The organism is Mucilaginibacter sp. Mucisp86 (genome assembly GCF_047324315.1).
In the GTDB taxonomy this organism is placed as follows: Bacteria; Bacteroidota; Bacteroidia; order Sphingobacteriales; family Sphingobacteriaceae; genus Mucilaginibacter.
On sequence record NZ_CP168503.1, the window covers coordinates 2,106,261 to 2,123,865 of the forward strand.

Genomic DNA, 17,605 nt, shown 5'->3' on the forward strand with positions numbered 1-17,605 from the left:
TTTGTATCATAAAACATTTTGATATGATACAAACAAAAGCATACGCTGCACAAACCAAAGAAACTGATCTTGCACCATGGACATTTGAGCGCCGCGAGGTTGGCCCTCATGATGTACAGTTCGATATTTTATTTTGCGGTGTTTGTCACTCCGATCTGCATCAGATCAAAGACGAGTGGGGCGGCTCTATATTCCCAATGGTTCCTGGTCATGAAATAGTTGGCCGTGTGGTAAAAGTTGGCGATCACGTAAAAAAATTCAAAGTTGGCGATCTGGCCGGTACCGGCTGCCTGGTTGATTCATGCCGCGTTTGTGACAACTGTAAAGATGGTTTAGAGCAATATTGCACTAATGGTCACTCTCAAACTTACAACGGTTACGAACAGGACCACAAAACCCCTACTTACGGTGGTTACTCAAATACTATCGTGGTTCATGAAGATTTTGTTCTCCGTATTTCAGATAAGCTTGATTTGGCTTCAGTAGCACCTTTACTGTGTGCTGGTATTACCACTTATTCGCCGTTGCGCCACTGGAACATTGGCAAAGGTCATAAAATAGCTGTTGTTGGTCTTGGCGGTTTGGGGCACATGGGCGTTAAATTTGGTGTTGCCTTTGGTGCCGAAGTAACGGTATTAAGTACTTCAGCTAAAAAAGAAGAAGATGCCAAAAAATTAGGCGCTCATCACTTTGTAGTAACTTCAGATCCGGAGCAAATGAAAGCTGTAGCCGGCACTTTCGATTTCATCCTTGATACAGTATCTGCCGAGCATGATCTGAACGTATACCTCGGTTTATTGAAAACCAATGGCACACATGTCTGTGTAGGCGTACCTACCAAACCTGCTGAAATTGCAGCGTTCAGCATTATCGGCGGTCGCAAAAGCCTTGCCGGTTCAATGATCGGTGGCTTGCCTGAAACCCAGGAAATGCTTGATTTCTGCGCCGAACATAACATCGTTTCAGACATCGAACTGATTGACATGAAAGATATCCATACAGCTTATGACCGCATGCTGAAAGGCGATGTACGTTACCGCTTTGTGATAGATATGGCAACATTGTAATCAACAAAATAAAGTCTCCAAAAAAGGCGATGGCATTGAGTCATTGCCTTTTTGTTTTGTAGGGTATCATGTGATTTGTTATTGAAAAAGAATTTAAATCCCGATATTGACATTAAATACAACATCATGTGGACAAAAGACAACAATAAGAAATTACAGAGTGCCGGGGCCACAGGCGCTTATGCATTAGGCGCAAGGGCGATAGGGGCCGGTGTAACAGGGGCCTTTGCATTGGGATGCGTTGCAATTGGATCAATTGCTATAGGCGCGTTTTATCTTGGGCGTTTATCTGTAAAAAAGGCCTCAATTGATCAAATGCGTATCGGCAAGCTTACCGTCGACAATTTGGAAATTATAGATGGAAAGATCAACGCTAAGGGGTATTCTGATAAAAAGAAATCTAAATAAAAACCCACGAAAACTTACGGTTTCCACTTGCTGTATAGGTAAGCAGCCTACCTCCAGTAATCCACCCTTAATTTTCCTGCGTTAAATGAGCTTTGGAATTTCTGTTTAACCTGAACAGTACCAGCATTACCACAACTGATAGCAGGATAAACACCAAATAGCTATAACTCAGGTTACGCTCATCCTTAGCCGGGATAGCGGCAACAACCACATAAGTAAGCAACGAAAGTATCACATACACCATACCGCCGGTAAGCCCGCCAGACATGGCCGCATTTTTTGGGAACCGGCCTAAACAATAAGTGAAGTAGTTATTATACGTAAATCCCGCTCCTACGTGTATTATAAAAGCAAATAACACCATTACATAAACATTGCTCACAAAGTTTACGCTGATGATCATCAATGTAACCACTAATAGCTGTAGCAAGATATTAACGAACAGCTTACTAAAAAATGGACGGCTGATCAGAGCCCGGCCGATAAAGCCCCCTACCATCCAGGCCAGGCCTAAAATAAGCGAACAATAGCCTGCAACTACCGGCGTAAAATTAAAGTGGTGCTCAACAATAAAAGGCCCTGTCATGTTGTACATGATCACCATTGAATAAGCGAAACACAGCATCAGAATGCCCAGGCTAAACGTAGTGGTCTTGATCATTTCTGCATATAAACCGGCTATTTTCTTCAAATGAAATTCTGTGCGGTGACGAATAGTTTCGCCGCTATAAAACACTTCAAGCACAGCTATAACCGAAGCCAATGCTGCCAGGAAATAAAAGTTAGACTGCCAGCCGAACGTAGTTTGAAAATAACCACCCAAAAAGGGTGCAACAATTGGCCCGGCCGACCAAATAATGGTAAACATACTGAGATAATGTTTTAGCCGCTCACCTTCGTAAACATCCACAAAATAAGCGCGCTTAGCCACTACTATCATGGCTACTGCAATGCCGTGGATGATCCGCATGGCATAAATAACATAAATATTATGTGTAACGGCAATAACCAAACTGGCCAAAATAAAAACCACCAGTGCGCCAAGGCTAAACTTATACCGGCCGTATGAATCTAAGATGCTTCCCAAAAACAATTGTGATACACCATAGCTGATCAAAAATAGTGTCAAGGTTAATTGAACCTGGATGCTGCTGATATGCATATCAGCACCCATGCTGGGCAATGAGGGAATATATATGTCGGTTGCAAAACCCGAAAGCGGCAACAAAGCAAAAGCTAATACTGTTGAAACAGCACGATTTTTAAGTTGCGGCGTTGTTATGGCGGTTGTAGTAAGCATTTGCCACAAAATTAACAATACCTAAAATGGGGATTGTTGGCTGGAAGTAATAAAGAGCATGCCAGGGTATCAATCTCAAGGCAACAAAAAAATTAATTATTAATCGTGAATCCGCTGATTTGCCTTAAATTATTTCAAATCGAGCATATAGCAAATTCCTGCGAGTTAAAAAGTTGTATATTATAAATTAAATTATGTTTAACTTTATAATACACAGCCTTTTATCGCCATGCCTGCAGAAGCCAATAAAGCTGTATCGCCTTTGAGTTGGGTTATTATAACCGGATTAGGCTTTGTGCTGTTTGTGGCGGCTGCGGTAATATTGATGATCTTTAGTACTAAAGCGGCAAGTTTGAGTCCCCAGCTTTATTTTTTTCTGTTGATTTTTGCGGCCTTAATTGCATCGGGGTTTTTATTTGGGGCATTAAAAGCCCATGCAAAATATAGCGGCCAATTACATAATGGCACTTTAGCACTTGGCGGACCGGCTGTGATCTTTTGCCTGATCATCTATTTTGGCCTGAAGCTTAAGCCCGAAGCCGATTCATTTGATGCGAAATTCATTGTGTTTGGCGATGAAAGTAAAAATGAATTGGTAAATGGCGGATTACTTAAGGTACTGTTCAACAAACCCGACTCGGCAAGGATCGAAAACGGCGTAGTAACTTTTAACGAACAGCCCGTAACCTTATTAGGAAAAAGTATTACTGTTACTCCCACCGTTGCTGGTTATTATCAGAAGAGCGAGCAAATAACCATCCCTGTTGACGGGCGTACGCCTGTTGAACTGCATCTTAAAAAAAAGCCAGATTCATTGATTGTAAGCGGCTTGGTTGTAGATATGCAAGGGCAGCCAGTGCCCGATGTATTGATTGTACTGGCCGACGGGCTTTATAAAACCAATGCCGATCAATTAGGTAATTTCAGCTTAACCCTGCCAATAAAAGATGGAACTGAGCTCCCTGTAAGGATTTACGCCGGAAAAAAGCTGCGTTTTAACAGCACCCAGATTTTTTCGTCGAAAGTACCGCTTACCCTTCAACTGAATAAGTTATGAAAGGGATAATTTGCATCATTGGTTTATGCACAGTCGTATTTAGCGCTTACGGACAAACTATTGTTTTTAAAGGGGAGTTGTTAAGCAATAATGCTTTGGTTAAAAATTATACCATAACTATCGACGGCAACCCGGCAACAACAAACGAATCCGGCGTATTTACCGCAGCCATTAACAGCAATACCACGCAGGTAGAGATTAAAACTTCCGACAAAAGCTATATCGTTTTATACCCACTTGGCGGGAGGGTGCTTATTCCTAAAAATCCGTCGCTGCTAACGCAGATAGTGTTGGAAAGCTTTCAATCAAGCGGGCAGATCAAGAGTTACATGGCCTCATTGTCACAATTAAAGGACGCCGCTAAAAAGGGACAATCTGACACGAAGGCATTACAGAGTAAAATTGATTCTATAGCTGCTAATCTTAAAAAGTTGGGTTATTCGAACGATGATTTGAGAGCTGCACGGGAAAAACAGGATGGTATAGATGTGTTTTATCCTGAAATCAGCGGGGCTTTGCAAAACTATATCCTGCAGGCACAAACTTTAATGATCGCTTTTAAATTTATAGGTGTTTATGCTTTTGTAAATGTTAATGCGCTTTCCCAATATGCACAAACCCAAAATGGTTTTAACCAGGCATTTGAAAAATTATATGTCAACTATCCCACCTACTCAAAAAAGATAGCCGATTACTGGGACGATCCTTCGCTTCCCAAAACGTTTGAGGGGATAGCTGATACGCTCATTTATGGTATCGGCAAAAATAAGATAGTCCCTTTAAACGACCTCAAAAACCAGATCAACCAATATTTTCAAAATCAAATACCTGAAAAAGATAAAGAAAACCTAAAAAAACAGATACAATCACAAATAGAAACACAGGTTCCACCCATTAGTGATCAGCTTATTGGCATGGAACAACGTGTAAAACAATTCCTGAGCCTGTTAAAAAATTAATAATCATTAATAACTAAAGCATTTAATCATGAAAAAGTTAAATCCCCCTCTCTATGTTATTTTGATCGTTATTATAGCTTTTGGTACCACAACCTGTGGTAAAAGTAGTGATGGTGGCGGTGGCGGCGGTGGTGGCGGCGTCATTGTTCTTTTGGGCGATCTGATAGGTTTTTGGCAAACCAGTACCGATTCATTTACGTTTGGCAATCAGGATGGCAAGCTTAGCGGCTCCGGTACTGTTGGAGGTAAAACCGGTGATGTCACCAATAGTAAAATCGATAAGTACCAGTTTTCTTTTGACCTTTTGTTTAACGACAATAGCACAAAAAGTTATACCGGTACCATAGATGAATCAAAGAAGGTTATAAAGTTAACCACAGGAGGAACAACGACCGCTTTTAATAAGCAATAGCAAATTGAGCCTCTGTTAGCCAATGACTATAGGTGTTCAGAATACAAAAAATCATGTCATTGCGAGGAGGAACGACGAAGCAATCGCATACTATACAGGGCAGCTATGCTTCCTTGCGGTTGCCGCGCTTTGCTCGCAATGACATGGTTTCTTTTTCAAACAACTTTCATCTAAAAAAATAACTTAGATGCAATAAAGCAGCAAACTTTGTCCCCGCCGTAAATGCTATGCCATCAACAGGGGCCTGGTTTTTTAAGCGGGTTATTGTTTCAAATTGAGTTTCTTTCCAGCGTACATTGAAGAGATTGTTTATAGTTAAGCCTATCTCATATTTGGGCCTGGTATAATTCAACACCAGGTCATTAATAAAATACCCTTGAGCAGTCAGACTATAATCGGCATTTGCAGGGCGGTCGCCAAGATACCGGTACCGCAGGCTTCCGTTAAAGCCATTTTTTAAAATATAGGTTACACCGCCTGTGCTGCTCCAAACCGGAGCTAAAGGAATATAATTTGCCCCGGCCGGGTCGTCGAGCGAACGCCCATGTGCGTAATTCAGATCAGCATCAAAATATAATGACTTGAGCGGTTGGTAACGCGCAGACAAGTCAAAACCAATGCGACAGGTCCTGCCACTAAAATCTACCGAGCCCCCATCGCCGGCGTACACATATTCTTTTTGCAGGTAACTATACCATAAGGCTGCGTTGAACAGCAGGTTTTTGGCTGGTTTAAATACTGTACCCAGGTCTGCACCGTATGCTGCAGGCAGAGTTTGCAAACCGCCCTCCGCTACCACTACCCGCGTGTCGTTGGAATGGAAGCCTTTTCCTGTTAATAAATAAAGCTGGGTTTTATCATTAAGCTGATAGTAAAAATTTAGTTTGGGGCTCACAATATTATTGGTGGCGGTATAAATACCAATACCATGAAGTGTACTGTCGGTAGCCAGTTTATTATTATAACGGTAATAGAACTGATCAAACCTTAATCCTGCACTCATAGTGAACTTTGAGTTGAACTGAAATATCTCATTCAAATAAACTCCCGCACCCAGTTCAGTAATATCACCTGATTTGATAGGATTAATAACTGTGGAGTTATTGACAGTGTGCGACAACTCCGAGCCCTTTGTTATATCCAGCCTGACGTTGATCCCCATTTCTGTTGTGAGTTTTGCATTTCCAATAAACCCCTCGTGTTTGTAACTACCGTTATAACCGTACAAATTGCGTGCTTCCCGCTGACGAATTTCATCGCCATTAACGGTATCCGCCAGGTAAAAGGTAAAATTGGTGTGCAGGTCAAATTTATAACGCGAATAATAGAGCTGGTTTTTAAGGATATCATGATTAGACAATTGAGTTAAAAGCTGTGCGTTTACATTGATACGCGACGCGATCCCCCCTTCGTTGGGATCAAGCGCACCGTAAAACCCTACCAAACCATCGCTCACTGCACTTTCCGGAATCTGGCCCGACGCTTTCCAAGAACTTGATAAGGCAGAAGCACTTACCGTTAGCCAATTGTTAGTATTTAACCGGCCATGATATTTGGTGAAAAAATTGAAGCGTTTAAAATGCTGCGGGTTATCGAAATAACCGTCGCTATACCTGTATTCTGAAGCTGCATACCAGGATTGGTTATTGGCTTTTGCTTTATTGCCGAGCAAGTTGACCATGCCAAACACACGGTAAGTATCAAACTGCCCACCTTCTATTTTAATTTGGTTAGTATTTATCGCATTGGCAGTGTTAAAATTTACATATCCGGTAACGGCCAGGTCTCCTTTCTCCGCATTATACATCCCTTTTTGGTAATCTGTGCTTTCAATAGTTTCGGGGATGATGAAATGACTATCGGCATACCCTTGTCCGTGTGCCTGCGATACCATATTGATGGGCATACCGTCAACACTCATGTTGATATCGGTGCCGTGGTCATTGTCAAATCCCCGCAAAAAGATCTGCTCGGCTTTACCACCGCCCTGGTGCTGACCAATAAACAAGCCCGGAACCGTGCGCAGTACTTCCTGCGAATTGGACACACCGCGTAATTTTATATCCGTTTCGCTGATAGTTTTATTGGGATTGAGGTTGTTTGCCGTGATCACCACATCTGTCAACAAAGTTTGCTTTGGGCTCAGGCTTATCAGCGGAATAAAGCTATCCCGGGTAAGTTCAATTACTTTTTTTTGATAGCCTACAGCTGTGATAGTAAGGGATAGTACTTTCGGCTCTACATTTCTGTAGGAGAAATGCCCGGTTTCGCCGGTAATAGTTGTTTTATTTATTGGGTTTAAAACAATGGTAACACCATTAATTGGGGCATGGGAAACGCTATCGATAACCGTTCCCGAGATAGCCCTTTCCTGTGCATATAATCTCGCGGTGCTCAATAAAAGTGTGCATAATACCAATAGTCTAAATTTCATATTATCAGCCACATAACTTCTGTACTTATTTCTGTATGATTGTGATAAATGCACAAGAGTTTCTTTAACCCGATGTAAACCTAACGGCAACCTTTAATTTAAGAAACCGGGCATAGATGAATGACCCGTTTTTAGTGACGAAAAGAGTATTGATACTTCAAATCGATATCTTTTATGCTGATGTTCCTTTTAGATGAGATTTAGCCTTCAGGTAATTGTATTGGCATTTCATCTATACATTTAGCCCTGTCACCGATGGTTTGTTTTTCTGTACAAAGCGTTTGTGTTACTTTATAGCATGCCTCGCATTAAAACTATTTCGATCATTCTGCATATTGCAGGCTGGATAACGCTCATGGCCATTCCGCTGGTCTTTCTGAATAGCGGCAGTGGATTTAGCGATATCATCATCCTTTTGCATAACACCGATTACTGGTTGTTCGGGCTTACTTTTATGGTTGTTTTTTACAGCAATATTTTTTTTGTTAAATGGCTGCTACTCAATAAAAAATGTGTTGCATATGGTTTTGCTGCATTTTTTTTGCTGTTTGGCGTATTTTGTATCCGGCCTTTTGACAGATTGCTTCATATCAGCGAGCATGAAAACATTGGTCGCCCGGTAATCGCATATCACTCTCATAACGAAAAACGTCCACCCGGGCAGAGCCCCGGGCGGTCCTCATACCGGGACAGGCCTTTAAGCAGGTCGCCGTTTAAACAGCCCCTGGATATTACAAGCTTTTTTATCTTCTTTACGCTTTTAGCCTTTAGTGCCGCTTCCAAAATCATCAGGAAATGGCTAATTACCGAGCAAAGGGCCTCCCGGGCAGAGGCAGACAAGGCAACCGCCGAGCTCTCTTTTTTGAAAGCACAGATCAACCCGCACTTTTTGTTCAATACAATGAACAATATTTATACGCTTGTTTTAACAAGAGATGACCATGCAGCCGACAGCGTGTTGCGACTCTCAAAAATTATGCGTTATATTACAGAAGATATAGCTGGGAATTTTGCCCCACTGCAACGCGAAATTGATTGTATTACCAGTTATATCGAATTACAGCGTTTACGCACAGGTAACCTTACCATTGTTGACTTTGAAGTAGATGGAGACATTGACCAAAAGCAAATAGCGCCGCTGTTATTAATGACCTTTATTGAAAACATTTTCAAATACGGCGTTAGTAAACACGAAGCATCGACTATCAGTATTAAATTGAATATCAGCGAAGAAAGCTTGGTTTTTTATTGTAAAAACAAGATTTTTAGCTCAAATAGCAAATACGGGGGCACCGGGATAGGCATTAAGAACACCCGTCGCCGTTTAGAGCATTTATATAACGGCAAATATTTATTAGATATCAGCGATAATAACCAGGAGTATATTGTTCAACTAACTTTACAAAATTAGTCATGACTTTAAAATGTATAGCTATTGATGACGAGCCTTTGGCATTACGGCTCATAGACGAGTATGTATCACGCTTTCCCGACTTGCAGCTTATAAGAACATTTGAAGACGCAGTTTCAGCTGCCGAATTCTTGAAAAGCAAACCGGTCGACCTGATTTTTTCAGATATCAATATGCCCGATATTACTGGTATCGACCTGGCAAAATCGTTAACGATAAAGCCAATGATCATTTTCACCACTTCCTACCGGAACTATGCTTATGAAGGTTTTGAGTTGGAAGCTATAGATTTTATTGAAAAACCAATTGAATTTGAACGCTTTACCCGTGCGGTAGAAAAAGCGCTTATGATCCATCAATATAAAAACGCCGCGAAAGGTAAACCGAACGAGATAGATGAAAGCCTGTATGTACAGTCGGAATACAAGGTTATAAAGATCGCTTTGAGCGCCATCAGGTATATTGAAAGCATGGAAAACTATATCCGGATCCATTTAACCAATGATAAACCGGTTCTTACATTAATCCCCTTAAAAGAAGTGTTAAAAAAGCTGCCTGCTGCCAAATTTCAGCGGATTCACCGCAGCTATATTGTTCCGGTACATAAAATAAAATCTTTACAAAAACGTAAGGTGCAATTAGCAGGCATTGAGCTGCCCGTGAGCGACGCCTATTATGAAATTATCCGCGGCTTAGTTACCTGGGGGGTATAATCATCGCCACTGTACCTACCTCTGTTAATCATAGCAAAGAGGCCGTTGTTATTGTATAACGCGGGCCTCTTTGCTGTGCACTAAGTTATAAATTGTTTATTTCCGGAGATAGCCGGCTACAGCAATATCGGTAATTAACCCGGAAGCTTTAGGTTGCCAATTTAAAGCAGCACGTGTTTTTTCGCTGGATGCACGACAATTCATTGCGGCAAAGTGCAGAAACCAGCCAAAATGTGCCGCCGCCTCATCACCGGTTTTGCTAAGCACCGGCAAATTCAAGCCCTTGCCAATTGTTTCCGCAATGTCCCGAAATGCAATGCCTTGCTCATCTACCGCATGAATCACGCTGAGTTCCGGTTGTTTCTCTACGATCAGACGATATAACGCCGCGGTATCTGAACGGTGAACAGCAGGCCAGCGATTGTTGCCCTCGCCTATATAAGCCGATTCACCTTTTTCCTTCGCCATATTGATAACTATTGGCACAAAGCCATTATCGCCTTCGCCATGTACAATAGGCAGGCGCACTATATAAACTTTCACGCCCGTTGCGGCTACAACTGCAGCAGCCTCTTCGGAGGCTGCACGTGCTATAACATCTGATGTGGCGGGCACCATATCATCTTCGGTCACCAGGCGACCATAATTTAACAGGCCAACGCCGGATGTAATAACCAACGGCCTATTTGTCCCCGTCAGTGCAGCACCTAAGGCTTCAACTACTTTTCGGTCGGCTTCGCAATTAGCTTTATACTGCGAAAAATCGTGGTTAAAGGCCGTGTGAATAACGGCATCACAAGCGGCAGCGCCTTTTTGAATAAACTTCAGGTCATTTACATCGCCGTGGTATACTTCGGCACTTGTTGATGCTAATTGTTCGGCTCCCTTATCTGAGCGGACAAGGCCGAGTACTTCATGGCCAGCCCCTAAAAGTTCTTTTACTACTGCTGAGCCTACAAATCCCGAGGCTCCGGTTACAAATACACGCATAAGTCAATGATTTTATTTGATACAAAACTCTCCAATAAAATCCTGCCAAAGATGGTCACATGACCATAATTACAATTAACGCTGAAGCTGCGCGTGCCTGATGCGGGTAAGGGTTTTTATGGAGATGCCCACATAGGCGGCTATCATGCGCAGGGGCAAACGGGCAAGGTAGTTTGGAAAGGTTTGAACAAAATCTTCATACTTTTCTTCGGGTGTGGCGCTTAATGAAAGCAGGATCCGCTTACGGCTGTAATGCGTGTTGCGGGCTATGAGGTCTTCGGCAAACTTTTTCAATTGCGGCACTTCTGCCAGCAACATATCGAAATCCTTTTTTTGCCAGCTGAGTACACGGCTGGGCTCTACTGCACCAATACTTACTTGCGAAGGTATCTGCCTATCGTAACTTTCAACATCCAGCGTCCAGCTGTTTTCGGGCGAAAATTGCAGGATATGCTGATTACCGCCGGCAGAGATATTGAAAGTATGTAACAATCCGCTCATCACAAAAACTTTATGCCTGCATATTTCGCCTGCACTGAAAAGAAGTTCGTTACGGCGCAGGTTTCGCGGCACGGCCATGTCACTGATCCGGCGGATCGTTTCTTCAGCCATGTCACTACCTTTTCGCAGGTATGTTTCAAATTCCGGATGCATTACTCAAAAATAATAAACATTTCAGTAGCAAGCCTTCAGATATTATTGTGATAAACGATTATGACAAAACACAAACGGCTATCCTTTGCGGGATAGCCGTTTGCTTTAATACAGTAATTGATAAAAGATTATTCTTTAATAAAAGCTAAAAGATCCTTGTTGATGGTTGCTGCCTCAGTAGTAGGCATGCCATGCGGGAAACCCGGATAGGAGATCAATTTGCCGTTTTTCAGGTGTTTGATAGATTTTAGCGCTGAGTTTGCAAACGGAACAATCTGGTCGTCTTCGCCATGCAAAATAAGTACAGGAATATCTACACTTTTAAGGTCTTCTGTAAAATCTGTTTCCGAAAAAGCTTTAACGCAATCATAATGTGCTTTAATGCCGCCCATCATGCCCTGGCGCCACCAGTTGTCCCTGATACCTTGCGAAACTTTAGCACCTTCACGATTATAGCCGTAAAACGGAATAGTCAGATCCTGGTAAAATTGATTCCTTTGAGTTGCGGTGCTCTCACGGATGCCATCAAATACAGCAATCGGCACACCATCAGGGTTGCTTTCACTTTGTACCATCACAGGCGGAACCGCGCTGATCAACACTGCTTTTGCTATACGACCTTTTCCATATTTGGCAGCGTAGTGGATAACCTCGCCGCCACCTGTAGAGTGCCCGATGTGAACAGCATCTTTCAGGTCAAGCGCCTCAACAAGCTCGGCAACATCAGCTGCATAAGTATCCATTTCGTTGCCGGTTGCAGTTTGGCTTGATCTGCCATGCCCGCGGCGATCGTGTGCTATAACGCGGAAACCTTGTTCAAGGAAAAAGAACATCTGGGCATCCCAGTCATCTGCAGACAGGGGCCAGCCATGATGAAAAACCAATGGTTGTCCGGTTCCCCAGTCCTTGTAATAAATTTCGGTTCCGTCTTTTACTGTAATTTTACTCATTTTGTTTTTCAGTTATGGTGATTAATAAAACGCTGAAGATGTAGGGCTGCTAAGCAAAACATTGTCGATGAATGCCTTATGTTCTGGGGCTGATTTCTTACCCTAACCAAAGCTTATCGACAGCCTAAAAGTAATAAATTAAAGGCAGGAGGCGCCCCGACGTCCTTCAAAAATTACCCTCATACGATAAATCATCACGTTTTTTTGACAGCTCCATTTGAAAGCCCGCAGGCAACTGCTTTTATAATCACCGATACAAAAATCAGGGATTAGTGATCCACCAGGTATTGCCAAACGGATCTTTTACACCGGCACTCCGGCCATAAGATTGATCGGCAGGGGGCATAATACTTTCCGCTCCATTATCAAGGGCTTTTTGGTAGGTATCGTCGCAGCTTTCCACATAAACAAATATACCGGCATTTTGCTGCGCATAGGAGTCTGTACAATCGGCAAACATGATGGTACCGCCATTGATGTTAACCTCAGCATGCATAATAATATGCTCATCGCGCATGGTTTTGAACTGTTCCGTTGCGCCAAAAACCTTTTGAGTAAATTCGATGAATTTAGCGCCGTTTTTAACAACGAGGTAAGGCATTACAGCCTGATAATTTTCGGGAATGTTTATTGTTGCCATAGCTTTTTGATATTTTATTCAAAATTAGCCGCCTCACAACTCTCAAAATTGTAAAAACCGGACATTATGCATCCCGGTATTCAGTTCCCTCGGCCTTGCCCGAAAAATAAAAGCCCGGATGATAACCCGTAAATTCCTTTACATCATGAATAAAGTGCGACTGATCATAATATCCGCATTCCATAGCTATCTGAGTCAGGGTTTTATTGGTATTGTACTGCCTCAATGCGTCCTGCAGGCGCACCAACCGCATGTAGGTTTTGGGACTAAACCCTGCGTCCTCCTTAAACTTACGGTCAAACTGCCTTGAAGACAGGTTATAAGCATCGGCCAGTTGACTAACTGTTCTGTACTGTTTATTGTGGATCACATCCCTGATAGCTATCGCCATCCTATCATCTTTTAACACATTTTCACGTAAGCGGGCAATTAAAAAAGCCGACAGGATCTCCGCCCGTTTATAATTGTCGGCGGCCAACATAATTTGCTCTTCCAATTCCCGGCCCGGCCGGTTTAAGAAAGTATTAAAATCAAACGCAAGGTTGCTGGTTTGACTACTGGGGATATTAAAAATATAAGGAACGGCAAAAGGATAGATATAGGCACCAAAAATGCCAAAGCTTTCGGTTGTAATAAAACGCCGGTATTGCGTGGTTTGAAACTGGATACCTGATGGACCCGCATCTTGATTACCCTTATCTGTTAGCTCATTAAATGCAGAGCGATAGTGAAACACCATTTCAGTACACCCATCGGCAACAGAACGATAAATATATGATGGCTCATCAGCGCCCAGCTCATGCTCAAGCACCCAGTAAAATCTTACATAAGGTTTCAATTCGGCCGGCGGCTGGATGGTGAAATAGCGCATCTTCTGATTTGGGAGTTCGGATGTTCGATTTCGGAATTAGATAAAGTTACCACTTTATTGTTTAAAAGGCACAACGCCCTTTGTTCTTTTCCAGCTCTTCGTACGTGCGCCAGGAAACTTATAAAATAAAGATGCCGCAAACATATAAGCTTGCGGCATTAAAAAATCAAAATCCGAAATAGAACATTCGAATTTCGATATCCCCTTACAATCCTTTAGCTATCGCCTCATAAACCACATCCTGAATCCTTGGCCTGATGTTAAGGCTTCCTAATTTACTGCCTACAGAGGGATTTACCCTGTTTGACAGGAATATATAAACCAGATTATATTTCGGATCGACCCAGATACAGGTGCCGGTAAAACCTGTATGCCCATAAGTTTGATCAGATGCCAATTTTGAGGGATAGTGCCTGTCGGCTATCGGGTCCCAACGGTCAAATCCCAAACCACGGCGGCTTACCGGCGATTGTTTGGAAGTAAACAGATCAACTACTTCCGGCTTAAAATACTGGGTACCGCCATAACTGCCTTTGTTTAAAACCATTTGGTACAATATGGCCACATCATTAGCACTGGCAAATAAACCGGCGTGCCCGGCAACCCCACCTAAAAGTGCCGATGTTGGATCATGCACATAACCATCCAATAACGACATACGGTATTCCTTATCATTCTCGGTTGGTATTATCCTGTCGGGCGTAAAACGGTATAAGGGCAAAAAACCTGCAGTTTGCATCCCCAGCGGTGTATAAAAATGTTGCTGCACATAGATATTGAGCGGTACGGCAGTAATATTTTCAACCACCTCCTGCATAAATAACATGCTGACATCACTGTATACGTACTGCCCACGCGTTTTCAGGGGCGAACTTAGCATCTCAGGGAACATTACATCTTTATAATAGTCCTTACGCAGATAATAATGGTCTGATACTTTTGTAGGATAAGCAGCTGATGAATCGGTACTGTGGTCAGTCGGTTTCACCTTTTCAAACGATTGGATATCCGGAATTAAACCAGCCTGATGCAGCAACACTTCGCGGATTTGGATATCATTCTTATTGCTTTTGCGTGCCAGCGGAATGTAATCGCCAAGGGTTTTCTCAAGGCTTAACTTGCCCTGATCGGTAAGCTGCATAGCCTCCATAGTAGTTGCCGATACCTTAGTCATTGAGGCCAGGTCAAAAATATCGGTAAGCTTATCGGGTATTGCATTATCATAAGTGTGATAGCCATAAGCTTTATTAAATATCACTTTGCCATCTTTAGCAACCAATACCACGCAGCCCGGCGTAGCGTGTTCCCGGATAGCTTCCTGTGCTATATTGTCGATACCCTGCAAATTGGCAGCGTTGATGCCAGCCTCTTCCGGAACAGTATATTGAAGGCGGGTTCTATCTGTGATAAACCCCATCCCGGTTTTATAAACTGGGCTGTAGTTTTTTGTTAATTTTTGAGAAATAGCTATCCCCCCAAATATAGCTTCGGCACTATACATGGCCGATACCTGGGATACCCGCTCCGTCCAGATCACCGGGGCATTAACCACGTCAAGCTTACCTAACACTGAACCATTACCAAAAGCTGCGACAATAACATTCTTGTTTTTTTGGTTAGAGCTGATAAAGTCGATCAAATCAGGGTTACTCAGATCAGCATCGTTTACCTGCACTATGATGGTATTATAAAACTTCAGATCGGAAGTAAGGTTTGCCAGCGTTTTATTGCCCGAATAGGTGTTGCCATCAAACGGGTCTACTTTGTTATATTTATTTAACAGGCTATCAAAAACAGTAGCATATTGATTGCTGAAATGCACACTGGCAATTTTCAATTCCTCCAGCTTTTGCAGTGGCACCAGGTACGAGGCATTATTAAGTAATACAGTTGAGTTACCAACCAATCTTTCTTCGGCAATGAAGGCCTGCCCTGTTAATGGCGGGTTTTGAGCACAAGCGGTATTAAATAATGCAAACCCTAATAGTACTAAAGGAACACGGCCCCATTTATTTTTTATCATATACTTTAACTCCGTTTATATAGGTTTTTGTCACTTTGACTGTTGAGATCTCGCTGCCCTTTACTTTCATGATATCCTTATCCAATATCACAAAATCGGCAAACTTACCAGGTTCAATGCTGCCTTTTTCCTTTTCTTCAAAGTTGGCTTTGGCAGCCCAGATGGTCATACCTTTTAATGCGTCGATCCTGCTCAAAGCATTTTCGGGCTGGAAGCCACCTTCGGGGAAACCTTTCAGATCTTTACGCTCAACCGCTGCATAAAACGTATAAAGCGGGTTAATATTCTCAACCGGGAAATCGGTACCAAGCGGCAGCCATCCATTTTGCTTCAGCAATTGTTTATAAGCATAAGCCGTTTTAAGCCTTTCACTGCCAAGCCTTTTGCCTGCCCAGTACATATCTGATGTTGCATGGGTGGGCTGTACCGATGGGATAACGCTGTAAGCTCCAAATTGATCAATGTCTTGAGGTGATACTATTTGCGAGTGCTCAATACGCCATCTCAAATCGTTTTTACCTTTCAGGTTAGCAGCATAAATTTTAAGCATCACCCGCACTGCCGAATCGCCGATGGCATGGGTGCACATCTGAAAACCATGAGCTGCGATCTTTGGTGCTATTTCTTCAAAATGTTTTTGACTGCTCAGCAAAAAGCCATTCCATTTGGCCGAGTCGGCATAAGGTTTTAACAAACATGCTCCTCTTGACCCAAGCGCTCCATCAGCATAAACCTTAAAAGCCCTTACATTTAAACCAGGTGTTTTAATGATGCCATGTTTAAAAAGATAGTCATAGTTTTCCTGTCTGTCGGCCAGCATCACATACAGGCGCATTTTCAGGTCGCCTTTATGTTGCAGCTCATTAATTGTATTTATCATGGTGTAAGGCAATCCGCAATCATCAATTGTAGTTAACCCCACAGTAAAACAATTTTTCTGTGCCGAAAGGAGGGCTGTATCTACCATAGCTGCTGTAGGCTCCGGAATTTTGCGGGTAACTATACCCACTGCGTTATCAACCAGTATCCCGGTAAGCTTTCCGTTACTGGTTTCAATTTCGCCTCCATTAATAGTTTGCCCGGGCTTAACGCCGGCAATATTAAGTGCCGCCTGGTTGGCTATGGCGGCGTGGCCGTCAACACGGCTAAGTATCACCGGCCGTACCGGGAACAGCGAATCCAGCTTTGCCTTATCAGGGAAATGTTTATTAGTCCAGTCGTTCTGATCCCAGCCATTACCGATGATCCAGCCATCAGTATTACGCTCGGCGTAAGTTTTTACCGAGTCGATAATTTCGGGCCAGCTATGGGTGCCTACCAGGTTTACCTGCTGCAGGCCCATACCATACTCATAAAAATGAGCGTGGGCATCAATAAAGCCAGGGTAAACAGCCGCACCGTTTGCATCAAGCACTTCGCGGGCATTGTACTTTTGTTCAAGGGAATCGGCATTGCCTACTGCAAGGATCTTTCCACCACTTACTACAAATGCATTTGCTGTTGTAAAATTACTATCTACGGTGTAAACAACCGCGTTTTTCACCAGCATATCGGCATTGTATTCCTTTTGTTTGCAGGCTGCTGCCAGTAATAGCAGCGCGGGCAATAGTCTCTTCATAAAGTGATTGTATGATTATTGTAATTGTATTAAGTCACAAAAGTATATACAACTATCAAATCATAAAGTTATGCCATCAAATATTTAATTTAGCATCG

General features: G+C 42.7%; 16 protein-coding genes. 7 read left to right on the top strand and 9 right to left on the bottom strand.

The window, feature by feature from the left end:
- Positions 1 to 23 precede the first annotated feature (23 nt).
- Both ACEN9X_RS08780 and ACEN9X_RS08785 read left to right on the top strand, forming a co-directional pair.
- Positions 24 to 1,067, top strand: a complete 1,044-nt coding sequence (locus tag ACEN9X_RS08780) for an NAD(P)-dependent alcohol dehydrogenase (RefSeq protein ID WP_413670009.1) — start codon at positions 24 to 26, stop codon at positions 1,065 to 1,067.
- Positions 1,068 to 1,148: 81 nt separating this feature from the next.
- The gene (locus ACEN9X_RS08785; RefSeq protein ID WP_413670010.1) at positions 1,149 to 1,475 is read left to right on the top strand and encodes a hypothetical protein; all 327 of its coding nucleotides are present in this window, start codon (positions 1,149 to 1,151) and stop codon (positions 1,473 to 1,475) included.
- Positions 1,476 to 1,542: 67 nt separating this feature from the next.
- Here ACEN9X_RS08785 and ACEN9X_RS08790 read toward each other — a convergent pair whose 3' ends face one another.
- On the bottom strand, positions 1,543 to 2,775 hold the full coding sequence (locus ACEN9X_RS08790) for an MFS transporter (protein ID WP_413670011.1): 1,233 nt from the start codon (positions 2,773 to 2,775) through the stop codon (positions 1,543 to 1,545).
- Positions 2,776 to 3,004: 229 nt separating this feature from the next.
- Between ACEN9X_RS08790 and ACEN9X_RS08795 the strand changes: the two genes are divergently transcribed.
- From ACEN9X_RS08795 to ACEN9X_RS08805, 3 genes are read left to right on the top strand one after another with little or no spacing between them, the layout of a single operon-like run.
- Positions 3,005 to 3,832 carry a hypothetical protein gene (locus ACEN9X_RS08795; RefSeq protein ID WP_413670012.1) on the top strand — a complete coding sequence of 276 codons (828 nt, stop codon included), beginning with the start codon at positions 3,005 to 3,007 and terminating at the stop codon, positions 3,830 to 3,832.
- A complete protein-coding gene (locus ACEN9X_RS08800; protein ID WP_413670013.1) occupies positions 3,829 to 4,791 on the top strand; it encodes a hypothetical protein in 963 nt (320 codons plus the stop codon). Before ACEN9X_RS08795 ends, ACEN9X_RS08800 begins: the two co-directional genes overlap by 4 nt.
- Before the next feature lie 28 nt (positions 4,792 to 4,819).
- Positions 4,820 to 5,203 carry a hypothetical protein gene (locus tag ACEN9X_RS08805; RefSeq protein ID WP_413670014.1) on the top strand — a complete coding sequence of 128 codons (384 nt, stop codon included), beginning with the start codon at positions 4,820 to 4,822 and terminating at the stop codon, positions 5,201 to 5,203.
- Positions 5,204 to 5,369: 166 nt separating this feature from the next.
- Here ACEN9X_RS08805 and ACEN9X_RS08810 read toward each other — a convergent pair whose 3' ends face one another.
- A complete protein-coding gene (locus ACEN9X_RS08810; protein WP_413670015.1) occupies positions 5,370 to 7,637 on the bottom strand; it encodes a TonB-dependent receptor in 2,268 nt (755 codons plus the stop codon).
- Positions 7,638 to 7,935: 298 nt separating this feature from the next.
- Here ACEN9X_RS08810 and ACEN9X_RS08815 point away from each other — a divergent pair, with 298 nt between their 5' ends.
- Positions 7,936 to 9,048, top strand: coding sequence for a sensor histidine kinase (locus ACEN9X_RS08815; RefSeq protein ID WP_413670016.1), 1,113 nt, complete (start codon positions 7,936 to 7,938; stop codon positions 9,046 to 9,048).
- Between the two features lie 2 nt (positions 9,049 to 9,050).
- Positions 9,051 to 9,761: a LytR/AlgR family response regulator transcription factor gene (locus ACEN9X_RS08820; RefSeq protein ID WP_413670017.1), complete on the top strand. Its 711-nt coding sequence runs from the start codon at positions 9,051 to 9,053 to the stop codon at positions 9,759 to 9,761.
- 96 nt (positions 9,762 to 9,857) lie between these two features.
- On the opposite strand, the gene ACEN9X_RS08825 is transcribed toward ACEN9X_RS08820, so the two are convergent.
- The 7 genes from ACEN9X_RS08825 to ACEN9X_RS08855 all read right to left on the bottom strand — a co-directional run bounded on the left by ACEN9X_RS08825 (position 9,858) and on the right by ACEN9X_RS08855 (position 17,507).
- A complete protein-coding gene (locus ACEN9X_RS08825) occupies positions 9,858 to 10,751 on the bottom strand; it encodes an SDR family oxidoreductase (RefSeq protein WP_413670018.1) in 894 nt (297 codons plus the stop codon).
- 75 nt (positions 10,752 to 10,826) lie between these two features.
- On the bottom strand, positions 10,827 to 11,405 hold the full coding sequence (locus ACEN9X_RS08830; protein ID WP_413670019.1) for a Crp/Fnr family transcriptional regulator: 579 nt from the start codon (positions 11,403 to 11,405) through the stop codon (positions 10,827 to 10,829).
- 128 nt (positions 11,406 to 11,533) lie between these two features.
- A complete protein-coding gene (locus tag ACEN9X_RS08835; RefSeq protein ID WP_413670020.1) occupies positions 11,534 to 12,355 on the bottom strand; it encodes an alpha/beta fold hydrolase in 822 nt (273 codons plus the stop codon).
- 262 nt (positions 12,356 to 12,617) lie between these two features.
- Positions 12,618 to 12,995 (bottom strand): VOC family protein, encoded by a 378-nt coding sequence (locus tag ACEN9X_RS08840; protein ID WP_413670021.1) that lies wholly within the window; start codon positions 12,993 to 12,995, stop codon positions 12,618 to 12,620.
- A gap of 64 nt (positions 12,996 to 13,059) precedes the next feature.
- Positions 13,060 to 13,866, bottom strand: a complete 807-nt coding sequence (locus ACEN9X_RS08845; RefSeq protein WP_413670022.1) for a helix-turn-helix domain-containing protein — start codon at positions 13,864 to 13,866, stop codon at positions 13,060 to 13,062.
- A 205-nt stretch (positions 13,867 to 14,071) separates the two neighbouring features.
- Positions 14,072 to 15,889, bottom strand: coding sequence for a serine hydrolase domain-containing protein (locus tag ACEN9X_RS08850; protein ID WP_413670023.1), 1,818 nt, complete (start codon positions 15,887 to 15,889; stop codon positions 14,072 to 14,074).
- The gene (locus ACEN9X_RS08855; RefSeq protein ID WP_413670024.1) at positions 15,876 to 17,507 is read right to left on the bottom strand and encodes an amidohydrolase; all 1,632 of its coding nucleotides are present in this window, start codon (positions 17,505 to 17,507) and stop codon (positions 15,876 to 15,878) included. Before ACEN9X_RS08855 ends, ACEN9X_RS08850 begins: the two co-directional genes overlap by 14 nt.
- Positions 17,508 to 17,605: the final 98 nt, after the last annotated feature.

Bases quoted from the DNA above. Each gene is read 5' to 3' on its own strand.
- ACEN9X_RS08780 (WP_413670009.1), top strand. From the start codon at position 24: ATGATACAAACAAAAGCATACGCTGCACAAACCAAAGAAACTGATCTT.
- ACEN9X_RS08790 (WP_413670011.1), bottom strand. From the start codon at position 2,775: ATGCTTACTACAACCGCCATAACAACGCCGCAACTTAAAAATCGTGCT.
- ACEN9X_RS08795 (WP_413670012.1), top strand. From the start codon at position 3,005: ATGCCTGCAGAAGCCAATAAAGCTGTATCGCCTTTGAGTTGGGTTATT.
- ACEN9X_RS08800 (WP_413670013.1), top strand. From the start codon at position 3,829: ATGAAAGGGATAATTTGCATCATTGGTTTATGCACAGTCGTATTTAGC.
- ACEN9X_RS08805 (WP_413670014.1), top strand. From the start codon at position 4,820: ATGAAAAAGTTAAATCCCCCTCTCTATGTTATTTTGATCGTTATTATA.
- ACEN9X_RS08810 (WP_413670015.1), bottom strand. From the start codon at position 7,637: ATGAAATTTAGACTATTGGTATTATGCACACTTTTATTGAGCACCGCG.
- ACEN9X_RS08815 (WP_413670016.1), top strand. From the start codon at position 7,936: ATGCCTCGCATTAAAACTATTTCGATCATTCTGCATATTGCAGGCTGG.
- ACEN9X_RS08820 (WP_413670017.1), top strand. From the start codon at position 9,051: ATGACTTTAAAATGTATAGCTATTGATGACGAGCCTTTGGCATTACGG.
- ACEN9X_RS08825 (WP_413670018.1), bottom strand. From the start codon at position 10,751: ATGCGTGTATTTGTAACCGGAGCCTCGGGATTTGTAGGCTCAGCAGTA.
- ACEN9X_RS08830 (WP_413670019.1), bottom strand. From the start codon at position 11,405: ATGCATCCGGAATTTGAAACATACCTGCGAAAAGGTAGTGACATGGCT.
- ACEN9X_RS08835 (WP_413670020.1), bottom strand. From the start codon at position 12,355: ATGAGTAAAATTACAGTAAAAGACGGAACCGAAATTTATTACAAGGAC.
- ACEN9X_RS08840 (WP_413670021.1), bottom strand. From the start codon at position 12,995: ATGGCAACAATAAACATTCCCGAAAATTATCAGGCTGTAATGCCTTAC.
- ACEN9X_RS08845 (WP_413670022.1), bottom strand. From the start codon at position 13,866: ATGCGCTATTTCACCATCCAGCCGCCGGCCGAATTGAAACCTTATGTA.
- ACEN9X_RS08850 (WP_413670023.1), bottom strand. From the start codon at position 15,889: ATGATAAAAAATAAATGGGGCCGTGTTCCTTTAGTACTATTAGGGTTT.
- ACEN9X_RS08855 (WP_413670024.1), bottom strand. From the start codon at position 17,507: ATGAAGAGACTATTGCCCGCGCTGCTATTACTGGCAGCAGCCTGCAAA.